15 protein-coding genes are annotated in these 15822 nt (G+C 43.4%); 4 read left to right on the forward strand and 11 right to left on the reverse strand.

Features of this window, described 5'->3' with window-relative positions:
* The first annotated feature begins 478 nt into the window (after nucleotides 1-478).
* Nucleotides 479-1138: a methyltransferase gene (locus FOR85_RS02605; RefSeq protein ID WP_144296586.1), complete on the forward strand. Its 660-nt coding sequence runs from the start codon at nucleotides 479-481 to the stop codon at nucleotides 1136-1138.
* A gap of 103 nt (nucleotides 1139-1241) precedes the next feature.
* Here FOR85_RS02605 and FOR85_RS02610 read toward each other — a convergent pair whose 3' ends face one another.
* The 6 genes from FOR85_RS02610 to FOR85_RS02635 form a co-directional block, all read right to left on the reverse strand.
* A complete protein-coding gene (locus tag FOR85_RS02610) occupies nucleotides 1242-1718 on the reverse strand; it encodes an HdeD family acid-resistance protein (RefSeq protein WP_190295482.1) in 477 nt (158 codons plus the stop codon).
* Nucleotides 1719-1961: 243 nt separating this feature from the next.
* A complete protein-coding gene (locus FOR85_RS02615) occupies nucleotides 1962-2735 on the reverse strand; it encodes a nucleotidyltransferase family protein (protein WP_144296588.1) in 774 nt (257 codons plus the stop codon).
* Nucleotides 2732-3982 carry an XdhC family protein gene (locus FOR85_RS02620; protein WP_144296589.1) on the reverse strand — a complete coding sequence of 417 codons (1251 nt, stop codon included), beginning with the start codon at nucleotides 3980-3982 and terminating at the stop codon, nucleotides 2732-2734. The genes FOR85_RS02615 and FOR85_RS02620 overlap by 4 nt, the downstream gene beginning before the upstream one ends.
* Before the next feature lie 154 nt (nucleotides 3983-4136).
* Nucleotides 4137-6557, reverse strand: a complete 2421-nt coding sequence (locus FOR85_RS02625; RefSeq protein ID WP_144296590.1) for a xanthine dehydrogenase family protein molybdopterin-binding subunit — start codon at nucleotides 6555-6557, stop codon at nucleotides 4137-4139.
* A 2-nt stretch (nucleotides 6558-6559) separates the two neighbouring features.
* Nucleotides 6560-7552 carry a xanthine dehydrogenase family protein subunit M gene (locus FOR85_RS02630; protein ID WP_144296591.1) on the reverse strand — a complete coding sequence of 331 codons (993 nt, stop codon included), beginning with the start codon at nucleotides 7550-7552 and terminating at the stop codon, nucleotides 6560-6562.
* On the reverse strand, nucleotides 7549-8223 hold the full coding sequence (locus FOR85_RS02635) for a 2Fe-2S iron-sulfur cluster-binding protein (protein ID WP_144296592.1): 675 nt from the start codon (nucleotides 8221-8223) through the stop codon (nucleotides 7549-7551). The genes FOR85_RS02630 and FOR85_RS02635 overlap by 4 nt, the downstream gene beginning before the upstream one ends.
* Before the next feature lie 341 nt (nucleotides 8224-8564).
* Here FOR85_RS02635 and FOR85_RS02640 point away from each other — a divergent pair, with 341 nt between their 5' ends.
* On the forward strand, nucleotides 8565-9239 hold the full coding sequence (locus tag FOR85_RS02640; RefSeq protein ID WP_144296593.1) for a DsbA family protein: 675 nt from the start codon (nucleotides 8565-8567) through the stop codon (nucleotides 9237-9239).
* 29 nt (nucleotides 9240-9268) lie between these two features.
* Entirely contained in the window at nucleotides 9269-9517 is a 249-nt protein-coding gene (locus tag FOR85_RS02645; RefSeq protein WP_144296594.1) for a DUF2164 domain-containing protein, read from the forward strand.
* Between the two features lie 86 nt (nucleotides 9518-9603).
* Here the strand turns inward: FOR85_RS02645 and FOR85_RS02650 are convergent, their stop codons facing one another.
* Entirely contained in the window at nucleotides 9604-10728 is a 1125-nt protein-coding gene (locus tag FOR85_RS02650; RefSeq protein WP_144296595.1) for an S-(hydroxymethyl)glutathione dehydrogenase/class III alcohol dehydrogenase, read from the reverse strand.
* Between the two features lie 195 nt (nucleotides 10729-10923).
* Here FOR85_RS02650 and FOR85_RS02655 point away from each other — a divergent pair, with 195 nt between their 5' ends.
* On the forward strand, nucleotides 10924-11802 hold the full coding sequence (locus FOR85_RS02655) for a LysR family transcriptional regulator (protein ID WP_144296596.1): 879 nt from the start codon (nucleotides 10924-10926) through the stop codon (nucleotides 11800-11802).
* 62 nt (nucleotides 11803-11864) lie between these two features.
* Here FOR85_RS02655 and FOR85_RS02660 read toward each other — a convergent pair whose 3' ends face one another.
* The 4 genes from FOR85_RS02660 to FOR85_RS02675 form a co-directional block, all read right to left on the reverse strand.
* Nucleotides 11865-12155 (reverse strand): DUF4031 domain-containing protein, encoded by a 291-nt coding sequence (locus FOR85_RS02660; RefSeq protein WP_144296597.1) that lies wholly within the window; start codon nucleotides 12153-12155, stop codon nucleotides 11865-11867.
* 218 nt (nucleotides 12156-12373) lie between these two features.
* Complete coding sequence (locus FOR85_RS12945) at nucleotides 12374-12487, reverse strand: chlorhexidine efflux transporter (RefSeq protein WP_223808478.1); 114 nt, start codon at nucleotides 12485-12487, stop codon at nucleotides 12374-12376.
* Between the two features lie 449 nt (nucleotides 12488-12936).
* The gene (locus FOR85_RS02670) at nucleotides 12937-13395 is read right to left on the reverse strand and encodes an outer membrane protein assembly factor BamE (RefSeq protein ID WP_144296598.1); all 459 of its coding nucleotides are present in this window, start codon (nucleotides 13393-13395) and stop codon (nucleotides 12937-12939) included.
* A 91-nt stretch (nucleotides 13396-13486) separates the two neighbouring features.
* Nucleotides 13487-15822: YadA family autotransporter adhesin (locus FOR85_RS02675; RefSeq protein ID WP_144296599.1), on the reverse strand; the 2336-nt coding region annotated here is incomplete at its 5' end.

Genomic DNA, 15822 nt, shown 5'->3' on the forward strand with positions numbered 1-15822 from the left:
GACAAAAAGGGCAGTTTTTTGATTCATGGCTTTGATTCCTTGCAAATATAGACAGTATATAGCGTTAGACACTACGCCAGCATGAATTTTGTCCATTACACCGCAAGCTACACTTAATCAAACCAGCTGCTTGTTATAAATGCACCCTTTAACCATAAGCGGTGCATTTTTTTATATCTATAGCTTAGACTATATAATAACAACTATCTGTCTAAAATTGGCTTCTATTTTTATAAAATTACGCCGTAATAATAATACCCTTAGAATTAACAATAAAGGTTCAAACGTTAGACTATACTGATTATAAGCAACTGTTTACTTTTTTCGTTAAATTTATAGTTTGAATAAAAACCTCCATTACTAGATTTTCCTCATCTTCACATTTCCAATGTTTTGAATCATCTTTATTAATAACTATATTCCTGAACGTGGCAACTTTTGCCAAACCTTGCACTCTTGCTTATTTTTAGGACAGTTTATGGCTTCGCTAACCACTGTGCGCGTACGTTATCAAACGATTGAAATTGGCAATACTGACATTCATATCTGCACCCTACGCGATAATCAACAATTTAGTGACCCTGACAATGAGGCGCTGGACCTCGGTATTTGCTCGGCGTCGTGGCCGATGTTTGGCGTGATTTGGCCGTCAAGCTTGGTGCTGGCCAATCATATGCTTGATTATGATATTGCAGGCAAGCGTATCTTAGAAGTTGGCTGCGGTATGGCATTATCAAGTCTACTACTGAACCATCGCCATGCCGATATTACAGCGACCGATTATCATCCGACGGTTGAGTACTTTTTGGATAGAAATACCACGCTAAATAATAATAAAGAAATTAACTTTGAACGCTTAGACTGGGCTGAAGACAATAGCCATCTTGGTAAGTTTGATATTATCATCGGTAGCGATTTACTTTATGAAGACCAGCATATCGATATCTTGGCGGAGTTTATCGAACGTCATGCACTGCCAACTTGTGAGGTTATCGTCGTTGACCCTGGGCGCGGGCGCAAAAACAAGTTGACCAATAAGATGGTTGAATTTGGCTTTAGCAGTCAGCACGTGAAACCTGAGGACACCACTTATCTTGAGCTACCTTTTAAAGGACATATTTTAACCTTTTCGCGTTAGGTTTTGAAAAACTAATAGGTTATATAATAAGAAAAGACGCCATTTTACGGCGTCTTTTTTATGGCTAAGCTGCTTTATTTTAGGGATAATTACAGGTGTTTTTTTATAGATTTCGAGTTAACGGTGGTTGCACACGTGAATACATGATTAATGAGATACCATTAGATATCAGCTCAACGGCCAATAGGACGCCAAGAATATAGGTCGCTGACTGCGGATAGCTGGTAAATATCATGATAGCCAACGTAATCGAGATAAGCCCTGAGATTAATATTGGCACAAAAGCCACGGTTCGGCGTAGACCGAAAGCAACCATCACTCTGACGATACCCGTTGCCATAAATAAAATAGCAATTACCATGGTCAAGGTTAAAATACCTTGTAGCGGGTTTTGTAGCAGCTCAATACCGATAAATATGCCAAGCACACCGCCAATGGCCGCTAGCACTTTACCCGTCGTGGTATAAGCACGGAACAGGACAATAAACTGTAAGATACCGACAAGAAGAAATACAAACCCAGCCAGTTGTTCAGCGTTGTTCAGCAGCGAAACTGGCGCTAAGAGGATTGAAAAAAGCAAAGATACCGCCAAGAATACTGATGATACCAACGACTAGCCACAATATACGACTCATAAGATACCCTTACTTTATATTTATAATGCGCAAATGATATCGCAGATTATTGGCAGGCTTGTATGACGGTAGTAATGTATTCAGGTAATCCTGTTACCATCAGTGCCCAGGCGTTGGTATCATGCTTATAACCCTACTAACGGTTTAGGCGTAATATGCCTATCATCCAAACGATTCTTGGCATCAAATTATTTATCAACCCAGCCCTGCTGTCGGGCATAGGCAAGTTGCTCGGGCGTATCGATATCATAGCTCAGCTGTTTATTGAAGACTGTCCTGATTTCACTGGGCGAGAGCGCTCTGATTAAATGACGTAGGCCTTTGTCTCCACCTATATGAAGCTGCCATTGTTTAAGTAGCTGATAATCGATAACTAACGGTAGACCAACGATGGGGTTTTTCGTTTCATTTTTGACCTCGGCTTTACGCTCGATATGCCCATTTTTTGCCAACGTATCTAAAAGCTGCCAAGGCTCATAAGCGCTAGCAGCCACTAGATGCTTACCGGCTAGCAATTCATTAACATGTTCAATGTCCAATAAAACTTGGTCAACCCCCATAATTAACACTCGCTCAACCACTTCATGATTAAAAGCTTTATCATTAACAAACTGAGTTAAGGCTTCAATAGCAGTATAAAGACTATGTCCCATACCAGTTTCGGGCGTTTGGTTAATGACAGTCTTGATATGTAAATGGGTGTCGCTTAGTTTTGCTACCTCACTAGCTATCGATGCCTTATTTTTAGGAATAACGACGATAATAACTTGCGGATTTGTACTTACTGCCAGTTGTAGCATGTGATTAATGAGAGGAACGCCATTTTTATAAAGCAGCTGTTTAGCCTCTCCAAGACGACGACTGAGGCCGCTGGCTAGAAGAATAATGGTATGGCTTGATTGCTGGCTAGAATTTTGATTTGGTACTGCCGCGCTATTTGACGTTAAGTCACTTTTCTTCATACATCGCTCAATATTTCAGATGTCGTATTATTGCTCGCTGAAAATTTGGCAGTCGCAGTTTGCTTATGCATAACGGCGCTTATTTGTGCCATGATGCCAAGTGCTAAAGCTTCAGGGCCATCACCGCCTAGTTTATAACCAATCGGATAATGGAGTTTTTTTACGCCCTCACTTAAACTTGCCGGATTGTCTTTGGCAGCACGAATCTCATTTACCAAGCGCTCGGTTCGATAACTTGGGCCTAATTGTCCAAGATACTTATAATGAGTCGAATGCGCAAGCAATAACGAAAGACGGGCACGGTCTTGGGTCAAACTGTGCGACATCAACGCGACCGCCGCATGACGACTGAGCTTGAGCAGTTTCTCATTATCGTCCAATGCGACTGGCATCACGATATCCGCTTCGGGAAAACGCATCCGCGTGGCATACTGGGCGCGGCTATCGATAACGCTGACGTGCCAATCTTGTAATTTTGCCATGGTCACAAGCGGCATCACATCATTCCCTGCCCCGCAAACAAGCAAACGGTGCTGTGGTTGTAGACGCTGGATAAGCCATTCTGTGGTGATATCACCGTTTTTTAAGACAACGTATTCGGTATTTTTATTAGAAACTACATGCGTTGACAGAGTTTTAACTAACCCTTCAATCTCATGAGTAAAAATATTCGCTTGCTCAATGAACGCTTGATTACCCATACGAGCACCGCTGACAAAAGTTATTTTTTCGTTGGCAATATAGTCTTTTAGATCTAGCCGAAGCCCAATGGGTAAATAGTATTGAGCATTTGCGTGAATTAACGTCGCTATCGTTGTAGGATTTTGGCTACGACGAACATGATTAATGACTTCTAAAAACGGCCTTGCGGCTGTCAAACGCTCAAACAGTACATGAACCTTGCCATTACAGCCCAAACCGGAATTCAGCTCATTTTCTAAATCGCCATTTCCATTGCCATTACTTTCACTATCATCATCTGCCTCGTCACCCTCATCACTACCCGTTTGATAAACCTGCACGTTTGCGCCATGACGCGTCAACCAAAAGGCACGTTTGATGATATGTGGTTCTAGGCAACCACCGCTAATCATCCCAACCGAGCGTCCATCAGCGCAGATAAGCATCATCGCCCCAGCACGCCGATATGCCGAGCCTTCGGTATGTACTACCGTTGCTAACACCGCATCGATGTTTTGCTGCTGCGCCTCGCCTGCGAGCTTTAGAATATCAGCGACCTGATTCATAGTGCCTCTTATCTCTATTTATTTTTATTTTAGTTGCAGTTTTAATGATTAAAATTGCATTGCGCCTTATAAAAACCCGCTAGTGATGGCCGCTAGCGGGTGTCTTATATCAATCATCAGTTAGCCATTCTTTCATATCGATTATTAACAATAGCTATTCTGGCAACTCATGAAGCAGCTTATCAAGGGTGATTGGGAAATCGTAAACGCGCACACCGACCGCATTATAAATAGCATTAGCAATAGCCGCCGCTGCTCCAGAAATCGCGGTTTCGCCGATCCCTTTGATATGCATAGGATTGGTATAAGGGTCGTCTTCTTCTACCAATATCACTTCTAGTTGCGGCACATCGGCATTGACAGGTACATGGTATTCAGCAAGGTCATGATTGCATAGGCGACCATCGCGCTTATCATGGATGACTTCCTCCATGAGCGCCGAGCCAATCCCAAACACCATACCGCCGTAGCACTGTGAAGTAGCGGTTTTATGATTTAAAATCCGACCAGCAGCAAAAGCACCTACCATGCGCTTGAGACGTATCTCGCCAGTCACTCTATGGACGACGACTTCTGCGAAATTGACACCAAACGATGCTTGGCGATGACTCTTGGCATTTTTACCCGGTTTGATTTGACCTTTAGCGCTCATTTTTTGCTCATCGCATTCAGCAATAATATCTGCCAATGCATAAGACTGAGAATTGCTAAAATCGTATTTTTCTGTAGCAGACTCGGGTAATGATAGACCCGTTTTTTCAGTGACTGTATCTTTTAAATCTATCGCTTTGTCTTTAAGCGTTTCGACCGCTGCTTCTGTAACGCTAGGGTTATGCTCGCCTGCTTGTTTGATCTGACCTTTATCAAGCTGAATGGTATCTGGATAAAGCCCTACTTTTTCTGCCAACATATCGCGCAGCTGCTCACAGGCAAGATAGATACCGCTCCCTGCACTTGCCGCACCCCAACTACCACCCGAGCCTGAGGCTGATGGCAGCTCACTATCACCGAGCTTCATCTCGATATGGTCTATCGGCAAGCCTAGTAAATCAGCGGCAACCTGGGAAAAAACCGTATAAGAGCCTGTGCCGATATCGGTCATATCGGTTTCGATAATGGCTTTAACGCCAAGGGCTTTTGAATCGTCAACTTGCAGTGTCGCCCGCGCCTCTGACAGTTTTAACAGATTACCACGAGCGGAGGCCGCCATTCCCGTACCAATCCACCAATCACCCTCTAACTGACTGGCAGGCTTGGGATTGCGCTGCTCCCAACCGAACTGCGCCGCCCCTTGCTCCATACAAGCAAGTAGCTGCCGTGTCGAAAACGGAATGTCTTGGCTTGGGTCTTGCTCAGGCTCGTTACGGCGGCGCAGCTCAAGCGGATCGATATTCAATTGCGTGGCCAATTCATCCATAGCACATTCAACCGCAATCATACCGACCGCTTCACCGGGTGCGCGCATAGAGCCAGAAAGCACGTAATTCATGTCTACTTGTTTATAATTCACGCGGCGATTTTCACCGCGGTATAAATATTTGGTCGACAGCGCCGTCGGCTCAAAAAATGCCTCACCGGGTAAATTACTGCCAACGGTATCGTGAATAAAGGTATTGATAATGCCGTCTTTATCACAGCCAATGGCGATACGTTGGCGAGTGTTTGAGCGTCTAACGGTCGCTTCCATCACTTGCGGACGCGTCATACTGATCAGCACAGGACGACCAAGCTCTTTTGCCGCAATCGCTGCTGCAATCGACTCAGGCGCGATACCCAATTTACTACCGAAACCACCACCAACAAAATAAGAAATTAGTTGCACCTGATCTTTTTTTAGATCTAAAGCATCCATCACTTGCTGCTTGCAAGAGGCAATCATTTGGTTTGAGGTATACATGATGAGCTTATCGTCTTCCCAATAAGCCAGCGTCGCATGCGGCTCCATCGGCGAGTTGCTTTGACTTGGCGTATGGTAAAAGCGATCGAGAGTCACCTCTGCATCCGCTAAGCCTTTATCAGGGTCGCCTGTAACAGAATTTTTATCTGAGCCCTTTTGCTCATTGACGTCATGAGCACTTGGCAGCTCTTGGGTAAAGTTTAATGCCGCTTGTTCGGTCTCATTTTTATAAGTGACTTTAAGGGCATTAGCGCCTTCGGTCGCCGCTTCAAAAGTCTCAGCAACCACTACCGCTATCGGCTGCCCGTGATAATAAATCTCACTGGCGCCTTGGGTTGGTGCTTCGGTCTCACCGCCTTGCTGTGAGTTTCGCAAAAAATGCTTAGGATCGGTTACGACTTTGATGATGCCAGGAATATCCTCTAAAGCACTGCTATCGATATTTTCCACTTGTCCTTTGGCTATTTTCGCGCCAACTAAAACGCCGTAAACTTGATTTTCTCGATAAAACTCTGCTGAATAAGGCGCTTTTCCGCTGACCTTTAACGAGCCATCAACACGGTTGATCGGTTTGCCGACCAACTTGCTTGCCGTTTTGTCAAAAAGCGAATCGACAGGCTCATTCATCATCATTTTTTTGGTAGGTTCTGATGGCAATACTGAGTCCAATAATGACATGATTATGCTCCCTCGCCCGCTAAGGCGCGCTGAATAACTTGTTTAAGTAGGCGACGCGTCAGTGGAATTTTAAAATCGTTTTGACCGTGACCTTTGGCCTCTTTTAATAATAAGTCTGCGGCTTGTGCGATCGTAGCGTCATCACCCGCCGTGCCCGTTAATAATGCTTCAACGTCTTCATTACGCCACGGCATCACCCCAATACCACCAAAAGCCAAACGTACGGTCGCCAAGTTACCGTCGTCATCAACCTCTATGACAGACGCACAAGACACTAAGGCAAAGGCGTAAGAAGCACGGTCACGGACTTTGTCATAGGTATGCATGCCTTTGATAGGCGGTGGTAAAACGACATGAGTGATAAGCTCGCCACTCTCCAAGACATTCTCGATATGCGGCGTGTCTTTTGGCAAACAATAAAAGTCTTTGATTGGAATACAACGGGTAGAACCATCTGCTTTCACCGTTTCAATAACAGCATCAAGCAACCGCATTGCCACCGCCATATCAGAGGGATGTTGGGCAATACAAGCATCACTTGTACCCAAAACAGCAAGGGTACGGTTCTCGCCATTAATCGCTGGACAGCCACTGCCGGGCTCGCGTTTATTACATGAGCTGTCAGTCTGATAAAAATAATAACAACGCGTACGCTGTAAAAAATTACCGCCAGTCGTGGCTTTGTTACGCAGTTGACCCGTCGCGCCCGCTAATATGGCGCGCGATAATACCGGATAATTGGCAATGACCTCCGGATGCGCTGCCAAATCACTATTGGTGACCAGCGTACCGATACGTAATCCGCCATCAGCGGTGGTTTCGATTTGCTCAAGCTCAAGACGGGTGATATCGACCAATTTGGTTGGTGTTTCAATCTCAAACTTCATTAAATCTAAGAGATTGGTGCCACCGCCGATAAATGATGCATCTTTTGGGCCAGCAGCAGTCGCCGCTTGTTTAGGCGCCTCGGCACGGACATAGTCAAAGCGTTTCATGAGTGAGCTCCTGCTTGGACGTTGTGGTTTTTATTTTGTGACGCCTTGTTTTGCGAGGATTTACTAAGCTGCGTCTCACTAGGCGGCGGCGACCAAATACCGATAACACTTGCAGCATCTGGGCCTTTCTTAATATTATTTTCAGTAGCGGCTTTATTTTTTATCTCACTCTCCAAAACCTGCGAGATGGCATTAATAATGTTCGGATAAGCCGAACAGCGGCAAATATTACCACTCATGCGTTCGGCGATTTCTTGTACCAGCAAGCCATCAGGATTTTGCAAATCAGTGGTTACATAGCTTGGCCAATTTTGCTTAATCTCTTCAATCAAAGCAGTCGCTGAACAAATCTGCCCCGGCGTACAGTAACCACACTGAAACGCATCGTGGTCTTTAAACGCTTGCTGTAAGTCTGAAAGCGACTCAGGCATTCCGATGCCTTCAATCGTGGTAATTTCATCACCGTCGTGCATGACCGCAAGGGTCAAACAAGAATTAACCCGTCGACCATTAATGAGCATGGTACAAGCGCCGCATTGACCATGGTCGCAGCCCTTTTTGGGTCCGGTAATTTGTAGATGCTGGCGACAGACATCGAGCAATGTCGTGCGCGGATCAAGATTATCGAGCTGATAATCTTGCTTATTAATCATTAACGTCAAGGTAGACATGCTGGCTTCTCGCTGGCAGTTATTCATAAAAGGATAAGTGTGCACGCTCTTAAACAGCGTCAATCGTTTCATTATGGCGTATCAAAAACAGCGCTTTGTTTTTACTTTGTAGTCATTGCAGTGTAGTTTTTTTAAGCAAATAGCGATGACAAAACTTTTTTGTCAATTTTTAAACCTACGATAAATCTCCTTTACAACTGCGGTTGGCTGCTTAACCTCGTTAATAGAACCTGTAACTTAGCAACCATTGTAATCACGATTTCATTCTCTTAATATGGATTCAACCTTATAAAACCTTCTATAAATAAATCGAACATAATCAATAAAATAGGTATAAAAATATGGAAAACTCAAATCAACCGCTATCCAAAAAACCTCTGCGCATCGATATCGTCTCAGACGTGGTTTGCCCGTGGTGTATTATCGGTTATCGTCAATTGGCTGAGGCGCTCAAGCAAACCAATACCGAGCACGAAATACACTGGCATCCATTTGAGCTAAATAGCAATATGCCAAGCGCAGGACAAAATTTGCGCGAGCATATCATGGAAAAATACGGCTCGAGCAAGGAAGAATCAGACGCGAGCCGCCTTAGAATGACGCAAGCGGGCGATGAAGTTGGCTTTGAATTTAATTTCAACGATGACACGCGGATGCACAATACTTTTAATCTGCATCAGCTATTGTATTGGGCAGGTCAACAAGGACAAAAGTCGATGCATGAGTTAAAGCAGGCGTTATTTGGCGCGCACTTTACCGATGGTCGCAACATCTCTGATAGTACGGTGCTGGCTGATATCGCAGCGGAAGTTGGACTTAATCGTGAAGAGGCGCTGGCTGTGCTGGAGGATCAACGTTTTGCCAAAGAGGTACGCGCAGAAGAGCGCCACTGGCAGCAGCAAGGTATTCAAAGCGTGCCAGCAATGATTTTTAATGAGCGGCATTTGGTCAGCGGCGCGCAAGGCGTGGACAATTACGTCAATATTTTACAACAATTGGCTGCTATGCAAGAGTAAATAAAGCTTTGCTAATAGGACTATGATTAATGAGTAAAGAAAAATTACTGACGCTGTCAGACGAAGCAGAAGAAATTGTCTTGGATAAGCTTAGAGATTATATGAGCGAGGAATTTGATGTTGATATTGGCAACCTGCCTGCTGAGTTTTTATTAGACTTTATCATCGAAACCTTAGGGCCGCCTCTCTACAATCAAGTGGTCGACAATATTGAACCTTGGTTATACGATAGATTTACAGGCGTTTTAGAAGATATGCACAGCTTTAAAAAAGATTAAAAGACATACAAAAAAACGCCGCTCCATTATAGGAGCGGCATTTTTATTTAATAGCGTTAAAAAAGCTTAGCTATCTAACCATAATTCTAGAAATGCACCACAGAGCGAATACTCTCACCTTTATGCATCAAGTCAAAAGCTTCGTTAATATCTTCTAATGGCATGGTATGAGTAATAAAGTCTTGTAACGGAATCTCTCCTGCTAGGTAGCGCTCGACGTAGCCTGGCAACTCTGAGCGACCTTTGACACCGCCAAATGCTGAGCCTTTCCAAACGCGACCTGTGACTAACTGGAATGGTCGGGTTGAGATTTCTTGCCCTGCGCCCGCGACACCGATGATGACTGACTCGCCCCAACCTTTATGGCAGCACTCTAACGCTGAGCGCATGACATCGACATTACCGATACATTCAAACGAATAATCAACGCCGCCATCGGTTAATTCAACGATGACATCTTGAATCGGCTTGTCGTAGTCTTTTGGATTGATGCAATCAGTCGCGCCCAATTTTTTGGCCAGCTCAAACTTACTCTCATTGATATCAATGGCAATAATACGGCTGGCCTTGGCCATTTGTGCACCGATAACCGCTGATAGGCCGATACCGCCCAAACCAAAGATAGCAACCGTTGCACCTTCTTCGACTTTTGCGGTATTCATGACGGCGCCCATACCTGTGGTCACGCCGCAACCGAGCAAGCAGACTTCTTCTAACGGTGCCTCTTTATTAACCTTGGCTAATGAAATCTCTGGCAACACCGTATATTCAGAAAAGGTTGAGCAACCCATATAATGGTAAATTGGCTCACCGTCTTTGTAAAAGCGCGTCGTACCGTCTGGCATTAAGCCTTTACCTTGGGTTTCGCGTACCGCCGAGCACAGGTTGGTTTTACCTGAGCGGCACATTTTACAGACGCCGCACTCTGCGGTGTATAAAGGAATGACATGGTCGCCGACTTGCACGCTGGTCACGCCTTCACCGATTTGCTCAACGATACCGCCGCCTTCGTGGCCTAAAATTGCAGGAAACACACCTTCTGGGTCTTCGCCAGACAAGGTGAACGCATCGGTATGACAAACGCCACTGGCGACAATTTTTACCAGTACTTCGCCTTTTTTGGGCAGCATCACATCCACTTCTTCGATAGAAAGTGGCTCGTTTGGCCCCCAAGCAATGGCGGCTTTAGATTTAATAAATTTATCTGACATAATATTCTCTCTTTTAATTAATTTTATCATTGATTACACCCAGACCAATTTAGCTTATAGTGCTTATTGAGTAGAGGCAAGCCACCATTGTTGCGGTCTGTAAAAAGTTTGATTTTATACTGACCATTATAGTCGTTTCTGAAATGATAACAATGTGCTATATTTGCAAATATCTTTTACACAGTGGTAATAATCATGCGCTGGGATGGTATTAGCGAGTTTGTCTATGTAGCAGAGCACGAGAGCTTTACGCGTGCCGCAAAAGAATTGGGCATTTCTACCGCGCAGGTCAGTCGGCAGATAAGCGCCTTAGAAAAACGCCTTAACATTAAATTGCTGTATCGTACGACGCGCAAGGTATCGCTGACTGAAGAAGGTCGGGTATTTTATCAGCATTGCCGCGGTGTGCTTGACGGCTTAGATGCGGCCGAACAAGCCGTAAGCAACTTACAAACCAAACCGCAAGGCAGAATTAAACTGACCGCGCCTGTCACCTATGGCGAACAGCAGTTATTGCCCCTTATCAATGATTTTATGGTGCAATACCGCGATATCGAAGTGACGGCTTTTTTGAGCAATCAAAAAATTGACTTGATCGAGGGTGGTTATGATTTGGCGATTCGTATTGGCAAATTAAGCGATTCAACGATGATGGCAAAAAAACTCAGTCATCGTACCAATTTTGTCTGTGCCGCGCCCGCTTATCTAGAAAAGTACGGCGTACCATATTCTCTAGTCGACTTAAGACAACATAATTGCTTACTTGGTACGCGGGATTATTGGCACTTTATAGAAAATGATAAAAACGCTGATAAGGAAATAAACTTACGCGTCTCAGGCAGCATACAATATAACAGCGGTCACAGCCTAGTCGATGCGGCGCTAAAAGGCTTGGGTATCGTACAGTTGCCTGATTATTATGTGCAAAAATACTTAGCGTCCGGTGCGCTGGTCAGCTTATTAGATGACTATAGAGAGCCTGAGGAAGGGATTTGGGCGATTTATCCGCACAATCGTCATTTATCACCAAAAATCAGATTGCTGGTGGACTATTTAGCAGAGCGCTTATCTTAATAAAGCTTGAAAGTGGCGATTTAGGATTAAGGCTACTTATAGTTGTAAGTTAAGTAAAAATCTTATTTTGACGACTTAGCACGAGCTATTTGAGCATTTAACTCTACTTTTAGCTTTTTTGCACACTCAATAATCTTTTTACGATCGGCGGCGATAGCGCCATATTCAAGCGCGGTTTTACGCATTTGCACGGTGACGTCATAGTGCGGATAGCTGGCGTTTTGATGAAATAAGCGCTTATCTACTTCAATCAATGCGGCAAAATCGTGCAACTCTTGCAAGGTATCAGCTAGCATATGGCACCATTTATAGCCTTTAAATTCTATTTGCATAAAATCTACGTAAATTGCCATATGAATCCACTCCTTAACACTTCTGCTTTTCATCTTAATATTTATTCGCTTCAGCTAATCATCTTAGCCTGTTACTTTAAGACATTCGCTACGTAGCAATCAATTTAGCCTTAGTAAACGAAGCTTGCTAAGCTAGCATCAAATGTAAAATCGATTTTACTCTAACTGATTTGAGGAATAGGAAGCACCTTGTCATAAATCTAATTTTAAACAAAGCCTTAAATCAGAGAAAAGGGCGACATCACGATATCCATCTTAAACGCTTCCCACAGGCCAATATTTAAACACCATGCGATTACGGGTAAAAATAGAAAAATGGCTCTCCTTGAAATAAAGCTGCGTGAAGCATGCGTATGGTTAAAGTTTTTTGCGCCGTGCTACCTCCTCATAGGGCGATTAAATAAAATGTTATAAAAGTAATGTCAAAAAGTCGCAATAATAAAGTCTGCCAGTGCCATCACAACCATCAAATGCAGTTCGAACCCAAACACAAAGCGCGCTAGCGGCGCAAAAACAGCAGACCTATAAACTCAGACTCTAAAGAGTGACAAATTCGGTCTTTTTTGTTACGCATGAAACGTCCTAATGTTTTCATGCATTCTTTTTAAAGCTTTGGCTAATGGCTTATCTAATTTGTGCCGCTGCTATTAAAAATATTTGATTTTTTGATGTAATGCATAATAGCACTTATATTTATTTAGATAAAAAAGCGCTATAAATAATAAAGATGCAAGTCACTTTATGACTTGCATCTTTAAGATTGATGTCTTAGTGATTGCTATTAAAGGGTTTGGTGTTTAGCACACGAAGCAGGTTTCCAGTAAACTTCTGTCACACCAAATTCGTCATCTCGCATTCTACCCCCATAACTGTCATCAAAGATGATTTTATATTGGCACGTTTCTACTGTGTTATTAGCATTATAAAATTTTAGAATATAATCCCATTCACGAGCATTAAAACCTTCGCTGAAATGAGGCGTGCCGATTAACTTATACAGCTCGTCTTTTGTGGTTCCCACTTTAATCTTGGCGATATCTTGGTGATTAACAATAGTGCCGCCTTTTTGCCAGGCTTTGTTAAGATCAGGGAATACTAACTCATCAGGGTTGACAGACCCTTTTTGCGCGCCAGGTGTCAAATGCCAAGTTGGCATTATGTTTTTTTGCGCACAGCCCGAGACTGTGAGAAACAATGCGGTCGTTGCTAATAAGCAATAATGAGAGAGATTATTTTTCATTATTAATTCCTTAATATTTTTTATGAGTAATGTGACAGCGCTTCATAATTATAAACAAGCACTGTCAGCAAATAATTTAGCAATACCAATTTTAGAAATGAAAGCCTGCGCCAATTGCGCCGCCCGCATTCCCCTGTGTATCTGCTGTACCATTTGCTTTAATTACCCAGCGACCATTATCAGAGACTTTAGATACACCAACTGCAACCGCACTTTGGCCATTGTAAGTAGCGATACCGCCACCTACCATTGACTTACCAGGAATATAAGCTTGCGGAAGAGAGGACATGGCCATTGCAGCTGATATACCTGCATTCGCATCATCTTCTACTTCATTAATTTTATAACCTAGCTCATTGATACTATTACCAAGACGCTTATCTAACGAGTTTAACTGTCCAAAGTTGACCGCATCTTTTACTTCGATACCATCAGCGACTCCAGTAATGGTTTTATCACCCGCGTATATACCATCTACAGTCATACTTGCACCATCTTTGATGATCACGCCTGTATTGTTGATTGTTGTATTGCCAGTCGTTACGCTATCGACACTAATATTTCCATTTAAGTCAAATTTAATACCGCTGCTTGTAGCCGTAGTGGTGATATTATTGCCGCCTTCAAATTTAACAGCAGTGCTGTCTCCTACTGATTTATTGATATTATTACCACTATCAGCACCGAAGCTTAAGCCAGCGTTAAGTCTATTAGCGTTTGCTTTAATACCATCTGTGTTTGTTTTTATACTGTCAGTATTTGCTTTAATATTGTTAGCATTGGTTTTGATACTTTCAGTATTAGCTTTAATATCATTTGTATTGGCTTTAATACTTTCATTTGCCTGAGCATTACCATTATTAATAGAGGCGATAGCGTCATGAATAGTGACTTCACCTGTATTGCCAATGCCAGTACTGCCGGCCACCAATTGGCCATTTTCATATTTAGCGCCACCACCGATAATACCAGCGACACCACCACCCAGACTATCTAGTTGTCCTTTATTGACTGCATCTGATACTTTTACTCCATTGGCGACATTAGTAATAGTAGTTCCTCCACTAGTGACAACAGTATTGCCATTGTTGCCGATGCCAGTCGAAACAGAAGTACCAGCCAAGGTAATACTGCCTTTATCGATATTGCCGTCTTTTTTATCATACTGAACGGCCGCATCATTAAGTGTGGTATTACTCCCACCGATGTTATCAATTTTGGCATTGACGGCCTTTAGCTGAGAGACGTTAACGGCATCAGAATCGGCAGTACCAGCAGCAACACCAGTGATTTGACGGTAAATACCAGCACTTGCATTACCTACGGCAACCGCGCCTCTATTACTCCTAGTCGCTAGTATGAGATCATTGATATCATTGACATTTGCTAGATAACCGATAATGCCACCTTTAGTAGTTGTACCGGATTCGCTACCCAATACTACTGAACCAGCGACTGTTTGTATAACATTATTCCCTAGAACAAAAGTATCGTCACTATCGATATTATTGTTGTTACCTACAGAATAACTACTACTACCGTCGATAATATTTGGATCACCAAAAGCGCCAGAGTTATCGCCATTAACAATATTGCCAGTACCAATGGCAATGGACTGATTACCGTTAGCTTGAGAGCCGTTACCAATGGCAACCGAAGAAGCGCCTTCAACACGTGTGTTATGACCTAAGGCAATCGAAGACTCACCGTTTCTAGTAATAATGGCATTGACGCCAATCGCAGTTGAGTTATCTCCGCCAGCACTAGAATCGTTAGTTAATGCATCGCCAACCGGAGGAGCAACTCCATTGGTATGAGAGAACTTAACACCTTCAGTATTCATTTTTTGTACAGTTTCACCAATAGTTAGGCGATCTGTTACTCCTTGCCCTCTAACATTATAAGTCAGGAATAAGGAGTCTAAATCCTCATTATTCACATTATTGTTAACAATTTGGTCCGCGATATTGACGGTGATTTCATCACCATTTTTATCAAATATCTTGACTTTAGTGACGTTATCTAGCTGACCTTTATTCACTGCATCAGCAGCATTAATACCGTTTGCAATGTTAGTAAGCGTAGTTCCACCACGGACAACAATATTGTTATCATTTTTATCTTTACCAATAACAGCTGGTGCGCCCGCAAAACTGACTCGGTCGTAATTCACTGTATTATCCGTATTACGATCATACTGAACTCCACCTGCTGTTATATTCCCAGTAATAGCATCTAACTGGCTTTTATTAACAGCATCAGTTGCGTCCTCTCCTGCTAACACACCGGTGATCTTCTTGCCGCCAGCGTTAATGCCGCTTGCCGTTACGCTTGGGCCGCCTGTGAGGGTCAAGCCATTAGCGCCATAAGTGCTGCTGTTGATACCGTCAGTGACATTGGTGCCAGCACTGCTGACAGTGGTGGTTT

It is taken from the genome of Psychrobacter sp. YGAH215 (assembly GCF_007280595.1).
In the GTDB taxonomy this organism is placed as follows: domain Bacteria; phylum Pseudomonadota; class Gammaproteobacteria; order Pseudomonadales; family Moraxellaceae; genus Psychrobacter; species Psychrobacter faecalis.

Bases quoted from the DNA above. Each gene is read 5' to 3' on its own strand.
- FOR85_RS02645 (WP_144296594.1), top strand. From the start codon at position 9,269: ATGAGTAAAGAAAAATTACTGACGCTGTCAGACGAAGCAGAAGAAATT.
- FOR85_RS02670 (WP_144296598.1), bottom strand. From the start codon at position 13,395: ATGAAAAATAATCTCTCTCATTATTGCTTATTAGCAACGACCGCATTG.
- FOR85_RS02650 (WP_144296595.1), bottom strand. From the start codon at position 10,728: ATGTCAGATAAATTTATTAAATCTAAAGCCGCCATTGCTTGGGGGCCA.
- FOR85_RS02625 (WP_144296590.1), bottom strand. From the start codon at position 6,557: ATGTCATTATTGGACTCAGTATTGCCATCAGAACCTACCAAAAAAATG.
- FOR85_RS02655 (WP_144296596.1), top strand. From the start codon at position 10,924: ATGCGCTGGGATGGTATTAGCGAGTTTGTCTATGTAGCAGAGCACGAG.
- FOR85_RS02620 (WP_144296589.1), bottom strand. From the start codon at position 3,982: ATGAATCAGGTCGCTGATATTCTAAAGCTCGCAGGCGAGGCGCAGCAG.
- FOR85_RS02605 (WP_144296586.1), top strand. From the start codon at position 479: ATGGCTTCGCTAACCACTGTGCGCGTACGTTATCAAACGATTGAAATT.
- FOR85_RS02615 (WP_144296588.1), bottom strand. From the start codon at position 2,735: ATGAAGAAAAGTGACTTAACGTCAAATAGCGCGGCAGTACCAAATCAA.
- FOR85_RS02640 (WP_144296593.1), top strand. From the start codon at position 8,565: ATGGAAAACTCAAATCAACCGCTATCCAAAAAACCTCTGCGCATCGAT.
- FOR85_RS02660 (WP_144296597.1), bottom strand. From the start codon at position 12,155: ATGGCAATTTACGTAGATTTTATGCAAATAGAATTTAAAGGCTATAAA.
- FOR85_RS02635 (WP_144296592.1), bottom strand. From the start codon at position 8,223: ATGTCTACCTTGACGTTAATGATTAATAAGCAAGATTATCAGCTCGAT.
- FOR85_RS02630 (WP_144296591.1), bottom strand. From the start codon at position 7,552: ATGAAACGCTTTGACTATGTCCGTGCCGAGGCGCCTAAACAAGCGGCG.